Source organism: Bradyrhizobium cenepequi, from assembly GCF_020329485.1.
Taxonomy (GTDB): Bacteria; Pseudomonadota; Alphaproteobacteria; order Rhizobiales; family Xanthobacteraceae; genus Bradyrhizobium; species Bradyrhizobium cenepequi.
Genome location: NZ_JAGKJI010000012.1, coordinates 24087 through 39817 on the forward strand (window position 1 = coordinate 24087; position 15731 = coordinate 39817).

The 15731-nt window shown below is 63.9% G+C and carries 12 protein-coding genes and 2 pseudogenes; 9 read left to right on the forward strand and 5 right to left on the reverse strand.

Annotated features, from left to right (window positions below):
• Positions 1 to 165 precede the first annotated feature (165 nt).
• The 4 genes and pseudogenes from J6497_RS15485 to J6497_RS15495 all read right to left on the reverse strand — a co-directional run bounded on the left by J6497_RS15485 (position 166) and on the right by J6497_RS15495 (position 5058).
• On the reverse strand, positions 166 to 1467 hold the full coding sequence (locus J6497_RS15485) for an amidase (RefSeq protein ID WP_376708212.1): 1302 nt from the start codon (positions 1465 to 1467) through the stop codon (positions 166 to 168).
• Positions 1418 to 1603 (reverse strand): annotated as a pseudogene (locus J6497_RS41960) (amidase); the annotation flags it as partial. The gene J6497_RS15485 and the pseudogene J6497_RS41960, both read right to left, overlap by 50 nt.
• 52 nt (positions 1604 to 1655) lie before the next feature.
• Positions 1656 to 2174: an aromatic-ring-hydroxylating dioxygenase subunit beta gene (locus tag J6497_RS15490; RefSeq protein ID WP_225705127.1), complete on the reverse strand. Its 519-nt coding sequence runs from the start codon at positions 2172 to 2174 to the stop codon at positions 1656 to 1658.
• Between the two features lie 16 nt (positions 2175 to 2190).
• Positions 2191 to 5058, reverse strand: a complete 2868-nt coding sequence (locus J6497_RS15495; RefSeq protein ID WP_225705128.1) for an FAD-dependent oxidoreductase — start codon at positions 5056 to 5058, stop codon at positions 2191 to 2193.
• Positions 5059 to 5205: 147 nt separating this feature from the next.
• Here J6497_RS15495 and J6497_RS15500 point away from each other — a divergent pair, with 147 nt between their 5' ends.
• Both J6497_RS15500 and maiA read left to right on the forward strand, forming a co-directional pair.
• Positions 5206 to 5574 (forward strand): antibiotic biosynthesis monooxygenase family protein, encoded by a 369-nt coding sequence (locus J6497_RS15500; RefSeq protein WP_225705129.1) that lies wholly within the window; start codon positions 5206 to 5208, stop codon positions 5572 to 5574.
• Positions 5575 to 5580: 6 nt separating this feature from the next.
• Positions 5581 to 6225, forward strand: coding sequence for a maleylacetoacetate isomerase (maiA, locus tag J6497_RS15505; RefSeq protein WP_225705130.1), 645 nt, complete (start codon positions 5581 to 5583; stop codon positions 6223 to 6225).
• A gap of 3 nt (positions 6226 to 6228) precedes the next feature.
• Here maiA and J6497_RS15510 read toward each other — a convergent pair whose 3' ends face one another.
• Positions 6229 to 6801, reverse strand: a complete 573-nt coding sequence (locus tag J6497_RS15510) for a MarR family winged helix-turn-helix transcriptional regulator (protein ID WP_225705131.1) — start codon at positions 6799 to 6801, stop codon at positions 6229 to 6231.
• Positions 6802 to 7081: 280 nt separating this feature from the next.
• Between J6497_RS15510 and J6497_RS15515 the strand changes: the two genes are divergently transcribed.
• From J6497_RS15515 to J6497_RS15545, 7 genes and pseudogenes are all read left to right on the forward strand, one after another.
• Positions 7082 to 8101, forward strand: coding sequence for an ABC transporter substrate-binding protein (locus J6497_RS15515; RefSeq protein WP_225705132.1), 1020 nt, complete (start codon positions 7082 to 7084; stop codon positions 8099 to 8101).
• A 15-nt stretch (positions 8102 to 8116) separates the two neighbouring features.
• Positions 8117 to 8881 (forward strand): ABC transporter ATP-binding protein, encoded by a 765-nt coding sequence (locus tag J6497_RS15520; protein ID WP_225705133.1) that lies wholly within the window; start codon positions 8117 to 8119, stop codon positions 8879 to 8881.
• Positions 8874 to 9686, forward strand: coding sequence for an ABC transporter permease (locus J6497_RS15525; RefSeq protein WP_225705134.1), 813 nt, complete (start codon positions 8874 to 8876; stop codon positions 9684 to 9686). The genes J6497_RS15520 and J6497_RS15525 overlap by 8 nt, the downstream gene beginning before the upstream one ends.
• 394 nt (positions 9687 to 10080) lie before the next feature.
• Positions 10081 to 11166: a TRAP transporter substrate-binding protein gene (locus J6497_RS15530; RefSeq protein ID WP_225705135.1), complete on the forward strand. Its 1086-nt coding sequence runs from the start codon at positions 10081 to 10083 to the stop codon at positions 11164 to 11166.
• A gap of 84 nt (positions 11167 to 11250) precedes the next feature.
• Positions 11251 to 13588: pseudogene (locus tag J6497_RS15535) on the forward strand (xanthine dehydrogenase family protein molybdopterin-binding subunit).
• Positions 13588 to 14409 carry an FAD binding domain-containing protein gene (locus J6497_RS15540; RefSeq protein WP_225705136.1) on the forward strand — a complete coding sequence of 274 codons (822 nt, stop codon included), beginning with the start codon at positions 13588 to 13590 and terminating at the stop codon, positions 14407 to 14409. Before J6497_RS15535 ends, J6497_RS15540 begins: the two are co-directional and overlap by 1 nt.
• Positions 14406 to 15542, forward strand: a complete 1137-nt coding sequence (locus J6497_RS15545) for a xanthine dehydrogenase family Fe-S subunit (RefSeq protein ID WP_225705137.1) — start codon at positions 14406 to 14408, stop codon at positions 15540 to 15542. Before J6497_RS15540 ends, J6497_RS15545 begins: the two co-directional genes overlap by 4 nt.
• Positions 15543 to 15731 lie beyond the last annotated feature (189 nt).

Genomic DNA, 15731 nt, shown 5'->3' on the forward strand with positions numbered 1-15731 from the left:
ATTGGCGTCGTCGGGACCCTTCAAGCCATTGATTTCCCTAAATTGCGCCGATCATGGTCGAGACCCCACGCGAAACACACTTCACCTTGTTTGGGGCTTTGTCGGCGCTTTTCGACCAGGAACGGTATCTGTTGGCGCGGCACCTCGGCCAACTCTTGATCTGCATTAGCGGGCAGGGGCATGAGGGGCGATCCTGCCGGCCCACGGTTGCGCCATTTCAAAAGCAGCTGCGGCCATGAGCACTTTGGCATCGGCGTACCAGGGGCCGACGATCTGCAGTCCGATCGGCAGGCCCTCTTTGTTCCAGCCACAGGGCACGCTGATGGCGGGGTGACCCGTGAGATCGAACATATTGAGATAAGGCACCCAGGACTGACGCATGTCGCCGGCATCCTTGCCGCCGATCGTGATCGGATCGAGTGCCTTGTGATCGACGGACAGCGGCGGCCGGCTCATGGTCGGCGTCAGCACCAGATCGTATTTCGCGAACCAGCCCTGCACCATGCGGAAGTGCTGCGTGCGCTTGTACGTCGCCTGCAGGAGCTGCTGGCCGCTATAGCCGCCGCCGGCGCGAATGCCCTCGACGAAGCTTTCATCGAGCTGCGGCGCAACCTCGTCGACGCGCGCATAGAAGCGCGCGGCCCAGTTCGACTGTTGCAGGATACGCCAGGCAGGCTCGGCATTCTCGACGGCCTCGTCGATGACATCGACCGTGCAGCCAACCGAACGGAATGTCTCGAGGCTCGCCTCGCAGGCCTTGCGCACCTCGTCATCGAGCAATGTATTGCCGACCAGGGGCCGCCAGGCGATGCGCAGGCCTTTGACAATGCCATTGATGCCCGCCACCGCGCCGACCGGCGCCACGCCGATCGAATGCGGATCGGCTTGATGCGGTCCGCCGACGACGTCCAGCATCAACGCCGCGTCGCGTACGGTGCGTGCCATCACGCCGAGGTGGATGAAATTGTTGAAGCCATCGGGCACCTGGTTGTGCGGAATGACGCCGAGCGTCGGCTTCATGCCGACAGTGGCGGTGCAGGCAGCGGGCAGGCGCGTGCTCGCGCCAGCGTCGGTAGCGAGTGACAGCGGCCCAAGGCCCGCCGCGACCGCCACCGCCGAGCCGCCGCTCGAGCCGCCGGGCGTGAAGTCGAGCCCCCACGGATTGCGCGTTGCCCCAAACAAGGGTGCGTCGGTCAACAGCTTGTGCGCGAACTCCGACGTCATCGTCTTGCCGATGATGATCGCGCCGGCATCCTTCAGGCGCTTGACGGCGACGGCATCCGCGTCCGGCACGTTGTTGGCCATCGTGCGCGAGCCCCACGTCGTGCGGATGCCGGCGGTGTTGATGATGTCCTTCCGACACCGGCACGCCATGCAGCGGACCCAGCGTGTCGCCGCGTGCCACCGCGGCGTCTGCTGCGCGGGCGGTGGCGATTGCTTCATCCTTGCAGATCGTGATGAAGGCATTGAGCGTCGGCTGGCTTGCTTCGGCGCGGCGGATGATCTCTTCGGTGACGTCGGCCGACGAGATTTCGCGCTCGCGGATGCGCTTGGCCAACTCAATGGCCGTCATATAGGCGAACGGCGAGGCCGCTGCGGACATGCGGTAACTCCGGAATTGTATTGAGGTAGGCGGACCGGGCAGGAGTGCCCGATCACACCGGCAGACAGAGTGCGTTGGCGACCAAGAGGTTGTCGTAGACGCAACGGCGCTCGGCGAGCTTGAGCGTGCCGTTCACGCGCCTGAACTTATCGTGATACGTGCCAACCTGATGGATGGTCGCGTCGGGCCGATCGTAGAGCACCTGGAACACTACATAGTTCGCCCGCGCGCTGATCGTGCCGTCCGCTGCTTCTTCGCCGACGGTGAGGTTGGAGACCATGTGGCGCAGATAGCGCGGCGCGAACATCGCGGTCTCCTTAAGGGCGAAGGCGCGGTCGCGAATCATGCCCTTGTTCTCGCAATAGATGAGACCAACCGGCAGATCGCGGTCGAAGTTCTCGCGCGACAGGATCACATAGAAGCCGTCGTCGGTGAACATCTCGGCCCAGTCCATCAGCCGCTGGTCGTCGAGCGCGGCCGCATAGACATTGTTGAAAGTCGTGATCTCGTGCTGGAGCAGCAGCGTCTCCAGCCGGATATCGGCCACGGCGGCGGGCGAGGGGCGGGTCATCACAGCACCTTGCATGTCAAAGCCCCATTTCCTGGCGCCAGTGCTTGTACATGGCGCGGATCGCCGCTTCCGAGATCAAGCTTTCGGCGGTGCCGGCCTCGATCTCTGGATCGAGCTTCACCAGATGTTCGCCGTTCGGCACGTGCTGCATGCCGTCCTGCACGAATTTGATCGCCTCGTTGTCCTCTAGGCCGAGGAAGCCGGCGGGACCCATGAGGTTGCCCTGACGCAGCCGATGGCGCGTCATCTCCTCGCTGTCGCCTTCGAAGCCGAACATTGTCCACTTCATGATGAACTCGTTCGGGCTGGTCGGCACGATGTGGCGCACGCCGAGCGTGTTCATCTCGCGCTGGATGATCAGGTTCGGCCAGATCGTCGCCATGGTGACCGACCATGGACTGTCGAACTCGTCGATGAAGTCCATGAAGCGCGGCTCTTCCAGCGTCATGCCTTCGCGATAGGCGCGCATCTCCTTCTTGGTGTCGCTGGCGACCGCCTTGCCGTCCGACTTTGCCGACGCCATTACGCCGTGCCGTCCGGTCGGATCGGCCAACATCAGCGAGCGGTTGCCGGCGACCAGCAGGCCGAAGGTCACCAGGAACGTGTGTAGGAGGGTAGCGTGATAAGGATCCTTGAGGTTCTCGTGATAGAGCTTCCAGTTGCCCGGCAGCGTGTGGCGATAATGGCCGAGTAGCACCGGTTTGCGGCCGTCGAAGGTCGCCTCGAACTCGCGCAGCACTTCGGGGCCGAGATAGTCCGGGAAGGATTCCATGTCGTTGCAATAGGACGCGAAGACGACGCCGCGGTGCGCGGTCACGTTCAGCTTGCGCAGGCCATGGTCGGCGTTCTTGAAATCGGCCGGCATGCCGCCCTTGCCGTTGACGCCGCGGCGGAACGGCACGCCGGCGAGACTACCCTTCAGGTCGTAAGACCACTGGTGATAGGGGCAGACGAACTCCTTGGCGTTGCCGGAGAGCTCGCGGCAGAACTCGGCGGCGCGGTGCGCACAGCGGTTTTCGAACACGTTGATCGATCCGTCCTCCGCACGCGAGACGACCACCGGCGTCGGCCCGACATTGGAGCGGATGTAGTCGCCAGGATTGGGGATTTCGCATTCGAGCGCGACGTAGTTCCAGGTGCGGCCATGAAAGATCTTCTCGATCTCGCGCTGGTAGATGGTCTCGTCGGTGTAGACCCAGTCTGGAATGCGCGTGAGGCCTTCCTCCGGCCACAGATAGCGCTTGGTCAATGCCAGCGAAGGATGGGCATTCATGGCGGCCTCCAACGATGCGTCGGTTGATTCAGTTTCGTCGTCGGCGAGCACGACGGCGGTGGAAGTGTCGAGATCGAAAGGCGTTGTGGCCTGCAGGTCCGTGCGGGCTTGGCGGATCGCCTCGGGTAAGGAAAAAGCGACGACGCCGGTGAGCTTGCCGCTGTCGCGGTCGATGGTGCGATAGATCGTGCCGGCCACGGCGTCGGCCCCGCCTTCGCGCGCGACGATATCTTTCGGGCCGATGCTGCCGATCATCTGAATGTTCAGGCCAAACTGATCGGTCCAGAACCACGGCTTCTTGGCCGGCCCCTCGGGCGCAGCGCCGGCGATCGAGCGCCCAGCGGCGGCGCCTTGCTCCTCGGCATTGTGCCAGCTCTCCAACCGCACGCGGCGTCCGCTGTTGGCGATGGGATGGAGCGCACAGTCGCCAGCCGCCCAGATACCGGGAACGCTGGTGTGGCCTTCGGCATCCACATCGATGCCGCCTAAGACCTTGCAGCCGGCAGCCGCGGCGAGATCGACGTGCGGCTCGAGCCCGATGCCGACGAGCACGGCATCGACCTCGATCGTGTCGCGTTCGGTGACGATGCCGAGCCTGGCGCCGCGCTGCGTGATCTCGCGCACCTCGGCATTGCGGCGCACATCGACACCATGAGTCTCGGCGAGGCGGCGGAAGGCGCAGCCGAGCGGCGCCGGCAACAGGCGCATCATGATCTCGGGTTCGCGCTCGAGCACGGTGGCGGCAACGCCGCGCTTGATCGCAGCGGAGGCAAGCTCAAGCCCGATGAAGCCGCCGCCGACCACGGCGACATGCGTCGCCGCGGCAAGCGCCTTCTCGATCGCTGCGGCGTCTTCGACCGTACGCAGGTGCAGGACACCGGCGCGCTCCGAACCGGGAATGGCGAGGTGGCGGGCACGGCCGCCGGTCGCGATCAGCAGCGCGCCGTAGGGCAGGCCGGTGCCGTTGCCGAGCGTGACCTGTTTCTCTGTGGGATCGACGGCGATTGCCTGCTGGCCGAGGTGCAGGCGCACACCGAGGGATTCGACATCCGCCTGGCTCAGCCGCGTGCACGCCGCCAGATCGCCGCTGCCAAACAGCATGTCCTTCGACAGCGGCGGCCGCTCATAGGGGAGGTGAGGCTCATCGCCAACAAGATCGATGGTGCCATTGAAGCCGGCATTGCGCATCGCACGGATAGCAGCGGCGGCCGCCTGTCCCGCGCCGACGATGACCGCCGCTGTCGCGGCGCAAGCGTCTGTCGGCCTCTTGTCAGCGGCGGAATCCGCCGGCCGCGCGCCGGATTGATCGAGATCGACGAAGATGTCGTCGCCCTCAAGCTTCACTGCGTACGTGCGCAGGTCCTGCGTCAGGGGCGCGCACAGCGCCTTTCCAGTGCGGATGTCGAACCGGCCCTGATGCAGCGGGCATTCGATCTTGCCGTCCTCGACCCAGCCTTCCGACAACAGCGCGAGCGCATGTGTGCAAATGCCGTGCGTGGCATAGATCGCGCCGCCGAGATTGTAGAGCGCGACCGGCGTTCCACCGACATCGCCGCCGATCGCGCCGCCGTCGCGTATCGAACTCAAGGATGCCGCACGTTGCCAGGTCATGGGTCGTCCCGCGCTTATTCGTCAGTGTACATCGCTGTTTCTGGTCGGCAATGGCGCCGCCCCGTGTTCCACCAAGGAATTTATTGCCCTTGTAGTTTAGTCAGTGTACCATCATAAAATAGGATACCGCAATCGAGGAGCGCCGTCATGGCTCAGGAACCGCTCGCGACCAAAGGCAACTACCTGCACATCTACGACTTCCGGGTGCAGAAGGGCCACGAGGAAGAGTTCATCCGGCTGTTCGAGGAATTTGACTATTCGGAGGGCAATCCGATGCACAAGTCGTCGGCGCAGGTGAGCGACGGCGTGCTGTGCCGCGATATCGACGATCCGCAGCGCTTCTTCCTGATTGCCGAGTGGTCGGACATTGAGGAGCACGCGAAAATTCGCAAGATTCTCGCCAACGAGATCAAGCCGGAATTCATCAAGTACATCGAGGGCGGCAAGTTCATCCCGAAATATGTCGAGGTCGTTTCCTCGACGCCGGACGAGATCCTGCAGAAGGCCGCCGGGTAAGCGGCCGTGGCGCGGCATCTCTATACGTTCTTCCGGTCGTCGACCTCCTACCGCATGCGCATCATGCTGGCGTACAAGCGGCTCGATTACCAGCCACATTACGTCAGCTTGCCGAAGATGGAGCACCGCGAGTCGGGCTACCGCGATCTCAATCCGCAGGGGCTGGTGCCGCTGCTGATCGAGGACGGGCGCGGCTATATCCAGACTTTGGCGGTCATTGAGTATCTCGACGAAATCTATCCCGAGCCGCCGCTGATGCCGAAGACGCCGCAGGAGCGCGCCTATGTGCGCGCTTTCTCGCAGATCATCAGCTGCGACATTCATCCGCTCAATAATGTACGGGTGCTCAAGCGGCTCAAGAGCCAGTTCGGCGCCGACGAGGCGGCGACCAATGAATGGTACGCCCATTGGATCGCGGAGGGCCTAAGTTCGCTTGAGGAATATGTCGCGCGAGAAGGCCGATCGGGGCGTTTTGCCCTCGGAGACAGCGTCACCATGGCCGACACCTGCCTGGTGCCGCAGATCTTCAATGCGCAACGCTTTGGCTGTCCGGTCGATGTCTATCCCAAGCTGATGGCCGTCTTCGACAACTGCATGAAGCTGCCGGCCTTCACCGAAACGCAGCCGAGCACGCAGCCCGACGCGTTCTGACGATCAGGCCTTGCTCGGGCTGAAGATGGTGCGGCCGAGATGGTTGTTGCCGTCGATCAGCCGGATCAAGGTGGTGATGAAGGCGTGGCGTTCGGCGGGCAGCAGCGGCTCGAGCAGGCGCTCCTGCGCACGCTGCATCGCGGCGTACATCTCCTTGGTGACGCGCTTTCCTTCCGGCGTCAGGCGCGCGAGCATTGTGCGTTTGTCGGCCTTGCCGCGTCTTCGTTCTATCAGCCCGCGCCGGCTGAGCCTGTTGAGCACATCAGCGACATTGGTGCGGTCGATGCCGAGTTCCCGCGCGATCGAGTTCTGGTCGAGGTCAGGATTGGTCGCCAGCGTCGTCAACAGCCCGTATTGCACCGGCGTAATGTCGAACTGCGCGCATTCCTCGAAGAACAGCGCGTAATGGATCTGGTGCAGGCGCCGCAGAAGGTAACCCGGACGCGCCCATAGCGGCATTTCCGACATCAGGGCGCCGGCAACCGAGTAATTCCGCGGCTCGCCCTTGCGCGTGAGCAGCTTGGTGGGAACGCTGACCGGAGCCGGCTTAACGCGGGTTTTTGCTCTTGTTGCCATGAGGTTTCCTGTGGCGGTCGGTCGATGCGAGAGTGGCGACGCGTCTGAGTCGCACCAATTGGACGTCGCCGGCGCGCCCTTTGCAACTATTTCGAGAAGGCTGTGGGCATTTGGTCGGTCGGTAGAATTCACGCCTGTGATGAAGGCCCGCTCTTGATAGCGCAGTTCGCGGCGAAAGCAAATTCGTCAGTATCACATCATACCTTGTCGAGTTCGAAATTGTCGTGTTACCGTGCCCGTGCCGGTGAATGCCAATGTGCTTATCGAGTGGGGGATGATGATGTCCGCACGTCGTTGGATTGGTCTTGCATTCGCAACGCTCGCCGGATGGTCGCTCGGTTTTCCGGCCAATGCCGCCGACACTCTGAAAGTCAGGCTCGACTGGACGCCGTGGGGCGATCATGCGCCGCTGCACTTCGCCGCGCAGAAGGGGTTGTTCAAGAAATACGGTCTCGATGTCGTGATCGACGACGGCAATGGTTCGGTCGCCACTGTCCAGATCGTCGGCAACGGCGAATACGATATCGGCCACGCGTCACTGGCGCCGATGGCGATCGCGCGCTCGAAGGGCTTGCAGGTCAAGGCTTTCGCCGGCTTCGTGCAGAAGAACGACATCGGTCTGCTCGTGCCCGCTGACAGCGGCATCAAGACACCCGCCGATCTCAGGGGCAAGAAGATTGCCTTCACTGCCGGTTCGCTCGAAGCGCCGTTCATCGACCGCTTTCTGGCCGCCGGCAAGCTGACGCGCAGCGACGTCGAATTGCTCAATGTCAGCGCCGCGGCGAAAGCCGGTACTTACATGTCGGGTGGCGCCGACGGCGCCTTCTCCTCGGTGCCATTCTTCCTGCCGGTCGTTTCCGCCAAGCGGGCCTCGACCAGCGTGAACTTCGTCGACTACGGCCTGCAATTCCCGAGCTTCGGCCTGCTCGCCACCGACAAGACCATCGAGAGCAAGAAGGACGCGCTGCGCCGTTTCGCCAGCGTTGTCTCCGGTTGCTGGGCCTACATCCTCGACGGCCACATCGAGGATGGCGTGCAGGCGATCATCGCCGCGCGTCCGCAGGCCAAGCTCGATCCGGACGTGCTGCGCAAGCAGATCGAGAGCATCAAGGCCTTCGCCAAGACCGAGGCGACCGAAGGCCAGCCCTTCGGCATCATGGACGCCGCGGACTGGAAGACGGCGCTCGAAACCCTCGCCGAAGGCGGCCTGTTGGATCAGAAACTCGCGCCCGACGCGGTCTTCACCAACGATCTGATCGACAAGAAGATCGTCGCCGATCTTTCCGCAGGCAAATTCTAGAGCTGCGCTGCCCGGATGATTCGAGCATCTCAGGTCGTCAAGCGTTTCGGGAGCAGCGACAAGAGCGTCACCGCGCTCGACGGAATCTCGATCGACATCGAGGAGGGCGAGTTCGTCAGCCTGCTCGGCCCCAGCGGCTGTGGCAAGAGCACGTTCCTGCGTTGCCTCGCCGGAATCGAAACCGCGACGACCGGATCCCTGCTCATCGACGGTAAGCCCATCGACGGCCCGCCGGACCGCTTGGGCATGGCGTTTCAACGCGATGCGCTGCTCGACTGGTTCGACGTGCTGGAGAACGTGTTGCTGCCGGCGGACTTTGGCGGCAAGCGCAAGCGCGACTATGAGCCGCGCGCGCGTGAGCTCTTGGCCATGGTTGGTCTCAAAGGATTTGTGAACGCTTATCCGCGCGCGCTGTCCGGCGGCATGCGCCAGCGTGTGGCGATGTGCCGCTCGCTCTTACTCGATCCGCGCCTCATCTTGATGGATGAGCCGTTCGGGGCGCTCGATGCGCTGACCCGCGACCAGCTCAATGTCGATCTGCATCATCTCACGCAGCAGCGGAGGATGACGGCCGTCTTCGTCACCCACAGCATTTCCGAAGCGGTGTTCCTGTCTACCCGCGTGATTGTTTTCAGCCCGAGACCCGGCCGCGTCGTCGCGGATATCCGCATCGGCCTGCCGCGCGAGCGGCGCCTTGCCGTGCGCGAGAGCAAGGAGTTCGGCGATTACACCCGCCACATCCGCGGCCTGTTCGAGAAGATGGGGCTGATCCATGATTGAGATACCCGCGGCGCTGTGGTCGAGCTTCCGCCGTTCTTCCATCCCGCTCCTCGGCGCGCTGGCTTTCCTTGTCATCTGGGAGATTGCCTGCCGGCTGTTTTCCATCCGTCCAATTCTGCTGCCGAGCCCGCTGATGGTTTTGCATGAACTGGCGGCTTCGCCCGCCTGGTTCGCCGAACAGACCATCTATACGGTCGGCATCACGCTCGCCGGCTTTGCGGCGGCGGTCGTCTTCGGTGTTTTGTTTGCGATCCTGATCGTGGAATGGAAGCTGCTCGAACGCCTGCTGTTTCCGCTCTTTGTCGGCCTGAACAGCGTGCCCAAGGTGGCGCTCGCGCCTTTGTTCATCATCTGGTTCGGCGTCGGCGATACGCCGAAGGTGGCCATTGCCTTTCTCATCGCAGTGTTCGCGGTGGTGATCGACACGGCATTGGGCCTGCGCTCGGTGCCGCCGGACACGATCGACCTGGCGCGCACGCTACGCGGTTCTCGGTTGAAGGTTCTGTTGCGGGTGAAACTGTTCTGCGCAATGCCGCATCTGTTTGCCGGGCTGAAGGTCGCGATGTCGCTCGCTTTGGTCGGTGCGATCGTCGGCGAGTTCGTCTCGTCGCAGCGCGGCTTGGGTTACGTCATCCTCAGCGCACAGGGCATGTTCGATACGCCGCGTGTGTTCGCGGCGATAGCGATCCTGGCGGTTGTCGGTGTCGCGCTGATCGCGGCCGTTACCGTTATCGAGCGGCTGGCCATGCCTTGGCATCACAGCACGGAACGTCATGAACACTGGCGCATCACGGGGCCGAAATAAAGGCGGTGTAGCCCCTAAATTTGGGGCCGGATCAAGCTATTTGCCCGCCGGCTGGGCAGACGGCTGCTCAAAAATCGTTACCTAGGCGCATTTTCTGGCGCTGCACACTATTTGACAGCGTGTCGAAATATAATCAGTATAACTACATAATTTGGTCCGGCCGTTGCCGCGGCAGGTGGTGAGGGAGTCATGAATTGTTTCGCGTTCGATGTTCCGTCGCGGTTGCTGGTGCGCGGTGCGCAGCCTTCCGCTCTGGTCCGGCGGAACGAGAATTCAAGACTCAAGACAATGCAGCGGTTGTATCCGCGCGCGCTTGCTGCGCGTGACCCCGCAAACGGACAGCGTGCGTGCTCGCGTCGGTCCTGAACGAACTCAAATAGGGGGAGAACTCCACATGCAGCGACGGACATTCTTGAAAAAGGCGGCAGTTGGCCTGGCGGCGACTACGGTCGCCGCGCCGGCAGTGGCGCAATCGCCAGGACAAGTTCGGTGGCGCATGGCGACGAGCTGGCCGAAGAGTCTTGATACGATGTACGGCTCTGCCGACGAGATGTGCAAACGCATCGGCCAACTTACGGACGGCAAATTCACCATCCAGTGCTTTGCCGCCGGTGAGGTCGTCGGCGGTCTGCAGGTATTCGACGCCGTATCGAACAAGACTATCGAATGCGGTCACACACTGACGTCCTTCTATTTCGGCAAGGACCCGGTCTACGCTTTCGATGCGGGCGTGGCCTTCGGAACCAACTCGCGCCAGCAAGCGGCTTGGATGTACTACGGCGGCGGCCTCGATATTTTGCGCGAAGTCTTCCTCAAGCAGAAGCTGCTCAACTTCCCCTGCGGCAACGTCGGCGTGCAGATGGGCGGCTGGTATCGCAAGGAGATCAATACGCCCGAGGACCTCAAGGGTCTTCGCATGCGCATCGGCGGATTGGGTGGCGTCGTGCTGCAGCGCCTCGGCGCCATCCCGACGCAGATTGCGGCGGGCGATATCTATCCCTCGCTCGAGCGCGGCACGATCGACGCGGCCGAATGGATTGGCCCGTATGACGACGAGAAGCTCGGCTTCCACAAGGTCGCGCCTTACTACTATACGCCGGGCTGGTGGGAAGGCAGCGCCATGATCACCAGTCTGGTGAACACGGACGCCTGGCACGACTTGCCGCAGGCCTACAAGAATGCTTTCGAGGCCGCGGCGAACGAGCAAAACCTGCTGATGCTCGCCAAGTACGACTTCAAGAATCCGGCCGCGCTCAAACGCCTAATCGCTAGCGGCACCAAGCTGCGCGCCTTTCCGCAGCCGGTCCTCGAGGCTTGCTATAAAGCCACGGGTGAGACCTTCAACGAGCTTTCAGGCAAGAGCGCAGACTTCAAGCGCGTCTATGAGCACTGGAAGGAATTCATCAACACGTCGAACCAGTGGTTCCAGATGGCGGAATATCGCCTCGACGCATTCCGCTACTCGTCGACGAAGTGGTAAGAAGAACGCATGGATCGCACGGGTGCCGCCCGACCGGTGCGCGCGGGCGATTGCTCTGCGCGATCTACGCTCAAGGAGCATTGAATGGCTTCAGAGGGAATCGGCGCGCGCGTGCGCCGCAAGGAAGATGAGCGCCATCTGCACGGCCGCGGCCGTTTCGTCGGCGATATCGCGATGCCTGGCCTGCAGGACGTCGCTTTTCTGCGCAGTCCGGTGGCGCATGCCCGGATCGGCACGATTACCAAGCCGCCGCAGGGCGATGTGCTTGTCGCTGCCGATTTCACCGGCATGTTGCCGATCGTCACGCGCTCGGCGATTCCCGGTTACAAGGCTTCCGCCTATCCGTCGGTGGCCGACGGTAAGGTGCGCTTCGTCGGCGACATTCTCGCGGTCGCAGTGGCGCGGACACGCGCGGAGGCCGAAGATCTCTGCGAGTTGATCGTTCCCGAGCTCGAAGAACTGCCGCCGATCGTCGACGTCCATCGCGGGCGCGCCAAGGACGCCGCGCTGTTGCACCAGGAGTGGGGTGACAATCTCTTCCTCGAAACGTTCTTCGACAGCGGCCTCAGCGAGGCTGTGCTCAACGCGCCGATCAAGGTGACGCGCGAATACAAGACCGCGCGGCAGTGCATGCACCCGATGGAAGGCAAGGGGGTGCTGGCCTATTGGGACTTCCAGGCCGACCAGCTCGTGCTCGTAACCTCGACGCAAGTGCCGCATCTCATCCGCACCGGCATCGCCGAATGCCTGCAACTCGACCAGGAGCGTGTGCGCATCGTGACGCCGGATGTCGGCGGCGGCTTCGGCTACAAATGTCTGTTGCAGCCGGAGGAGATCATTCTCGGCTGGCTGGCCTTAAACCGGCGGGCGCCGTTCCGCTGGATCGAGGACCGGCGCGAGCATCTTACCGCCGGCGCCAATGCGCGCGAGCATCACTACAAGCTCACGGCTTACGCCGACCGGCGCGGCCGCTTGCTGGGCTTAGACGCGGAAGTGATGGTGGACACGGGAGCCTATTCGGTCTGGCCGTTCACCGCGTGTCTCGAAGCCGCGCAGGCCGGCGGCAACCTGCCGGGTCCTTACGACTTCCGCAGCTACCGCTGCCGGACCTATTCAGTCGCGACCAACAAGCCGCCTTTCGCGCCCTATCGCGGCGTGGCGCGTCCCGGCGTCTGCTTCGCGATGGAATTGACCATCGACGCGATTGCGCGCGCGGCCGGCCGCGAGGCGGTCGACGTGCGCGCCGAGAATCTCGTGCCGGCGAGCGCCATGCCGTACACCAATGTCACCAACAAGCACTACGACAGCGGGCGATTACGTCGCATCGCTGCGCACGGCCCAGCAGATGATCGCGCTCGACAAGATCCGCGCGCGGCAGAAGACGCCGGAGCCGGACGGCACATTGATCGGCGTCGGCTTCGCCACCTACACCGAGCAATCGGCGCACGGCACCAAAGTGTTCGCCGCCTGGGGTCTGCCGCTGGTGCCCGGCTTCGAGCAGGCGAGTTTGAAGCTGACGCCCGACGGCGGCCTCGAAGTGCGCGCCGGCATCGTCACTATCGGCCAGGGGCTGGAGACAACGCTGGCGCAGGTGGCGAACGAGATTCTGACGATCCCTGTATCGCGCATCAAGGTGAAGCTCGGCGACACCGCGACCACGCCTTACTCCACCGGCGCTTACGCCTCGCGCGGCATCGTCATGGCCGGTGGCGCGGTGTCGCGCTCGGCGGAGAAGCTTGCCGAGCGCATCAAACACATCGCCGCGCACCTGATGCAGAAGCGGCCCGACGAAGTCAAGTTCAAGGACGGACGCATCGAGGCGGGTGGCGCGAGGCTCGACTTTGCAGAGGTCGGGCGCGCCTGGTATCTGCGCCCGGAAACATTGCCGGAGAATGTGGACACCGGCGGTCTGGAAGTGACGGAAGGCTATAAGCCGCTCGTCGACGGCGGCGTGTTCTCTTACGCTACGCATGCCGCGGTGGTGACCGTCGATCCGCGCACTGGCCTCGTCAAGATATTGGATTACGTCGTGGTCGAGGACTGCGGCCGCGTGGTCAACCCGATGATCGTAGAAGGCCAGACCTTCGGCGGCGTGGCGCAGGGCATCGGCACGGCGCTGTTCGAAGAGAGCACCTATGACGGCCAGGGCCAACCGTTGGCATCGACATTGATGGACTATTTGTTGCCCGGCCCGACCGAACTGCCGTCGATCCGCATGGCGCACACCGAAACGCCGTCGCCTTATTCGGCGCACGGCATCAAGGGCGTGGGCGAGGGCGGCGCCATCGCGCCCGGCGCGACTGTGGTGAACGCGATCAACGACGCCTTGCGCTCGCTCGGCGCGGAGGTGTGCGAGATTCCGGCGACGCCGCGGCGCGTGCTCGAGGCGATCGCCGCGGCGCAGAAACAGGCGGCCGCCTGATGAAGCCGGTCGCTTTCGATTATCACAAGGCGCGCGACGTCGGCGACGCGCTCACGGCGCTCGGCGCGCATGACGGCGACGCCAAGCCGGTGGCCGGCGGCTGCTCGCTGGGGCCGATGCTGAACCTGCGTCTGGCGCGCCCGGCAAAGCTCATCGATCTGCGCGCGGTCGGCGAACTGCGTCAGCTCGTGCGCGCGCCGGATCACTTAATGATCGGGGCCTGCTGGACGCACGCCGAGATCGAGGACGGCATCGTGCCGGACGTTACGCGCGGCCTCATGCGCCAGGTGGCAGGCGGCATCGCCTATCGCCCGGTGCGCAACCGCGGCACCATCGGCGGCAGCCTGGCGCATTCAGATCCGGCCGCCGATTGGGTCACGACCATGGCCGTGCTGGACGCCGGCATTCTGATCAGCGGCAGAAGCGGCACGCGTCGCGAGAGCGCGCTGTCGTTCATGATCGGCGCTTACGCCACCACGCTGCAAGCGGACGAGCTGGTGACCGCGGTCGAGGTGCCCGTGCTCTCGGCAGGCGCGCGCTGGGCCTATCACAAGATTGCGCGCAAGACCGGGGAGTTCGCGCTGGCCATCGGCGCGGCGGTGCACGATCCCGCGCGCGATTACGCGCGTGTGGTGTGCGGTGCCGTGGAGGCGCCGCCGCTCTTACTGCCGCGCACGTCGGAAGCTCTCCGGGAGAGCCCATCGGCGGCGATGAAAGCCGCGGAAGCCGAGATCGATACGTTGCTGTCGGCACACGACGGCATCTTCAAGCAACATCATAATGTCGCGATCGAACGCGCTCTTGCGGAGCTTGGCCGGTGAACAGAGAAATCGCTCTGACCGTCAACAAGAATGCGGTGACCACATCGGTCGAACCGCGTCTGCATCTCGCCGACTTCCTGCGCGGCGAGCTCGGCCTCACCGGCACGCATCTCGGCTGCGAGCAAGGCGTATGCGGTGCCTGCACGGTGATCGTCGACGGCAAGCCGATGCGCTCCTGCATCATGCCGGCGGTTGCCTGCGACGGCGCCGACGTCGTCACCATCGAGGGTCTCGACAACGACGAGGTGGCGGGCAGCCTGCGTGAAGCGTTCTCGGCGCACCATGGCCTGCAATGCGGCTTCTGCACGCCGGGGATGCTGATCGCCTCGCGCGATCTCATCCTGCGCCAAGGGGACTGCGAAGAGGCGCGAATTCGCGAGGAGCTGAGCGGCAATCTCTGTCGCTGCACCGGCTATATGGGTATCGTTGCCGCTGTGAAGGCGGCTTCGGCGGGACGCAAACCGCAGGCCGCGTCGCAGGAAGCGGGGGCGCAGCAGGTCGCGACGGCTTCCGCCGCGGCCGCGATGGCGGCGCCTTCGAAAGCGGCTGTCGCGACGGCGCAAACCGTGTCAGGCACCGATGGCTGGACGGAGCTGACGCAGCGCGTGAAGGTGGCTGCCGACGCCGAGACGACGTGGCGGTTCCTGCACGACATACCGCGCGTCGCCCGCTGTTTGCCGGGCGCCGAGATGACCTCGTTCGATGGCGGCAGCATCACGGGCCGCATGGTGGTGAAGTTCGGGCCGATCAAGGCAAGCTTCGGCGGCGAGGGCACGCTCGTTTTCGATGAGGCCAAGCGCTCCAGCATCTTGCGCGGGGCCGGGCGCGATACCGGCTCCGGCTCGCAGGCAAGCGGCGAGGTGATCTACACGCTTCTGCCGGACGCAGCCGGCGCATGCGAGATCGACATTAGGCTGCGCTATCGCATCACCGGCATGCTGGCGCAGTTCTCGCGCGGCGCGCTGATACGCGATCTGGTCGGCCGGCTAACCGAGGCCTTTGCGCAGAACCTCGCGGCCGCAGTCACCGGCCATGAGAGCGCCTCAGCGCCGCGCGAGATCAGTGCCGGTGAGCTGCTTTGGGCTGTTCTGATCCGACGAATTCGCGCTCTGTTCGGCCGACCTTGCACCTGATCAGGCGCTAGCTAGTTCGGCAAGCCCCTATCGACCGTGATGACGTTGAAGCGGGCTGTGGCGCTCGATTCAGCTGAGCTACGGGTCCTCATGCTTCGCCTGCTCTCCGATCGACCAACGATGATCGATGAAATCTGCGTCCCGGCGAGGCTCAGCTCTGTTCGAACGACACGCAGCCTACGCGCGCCT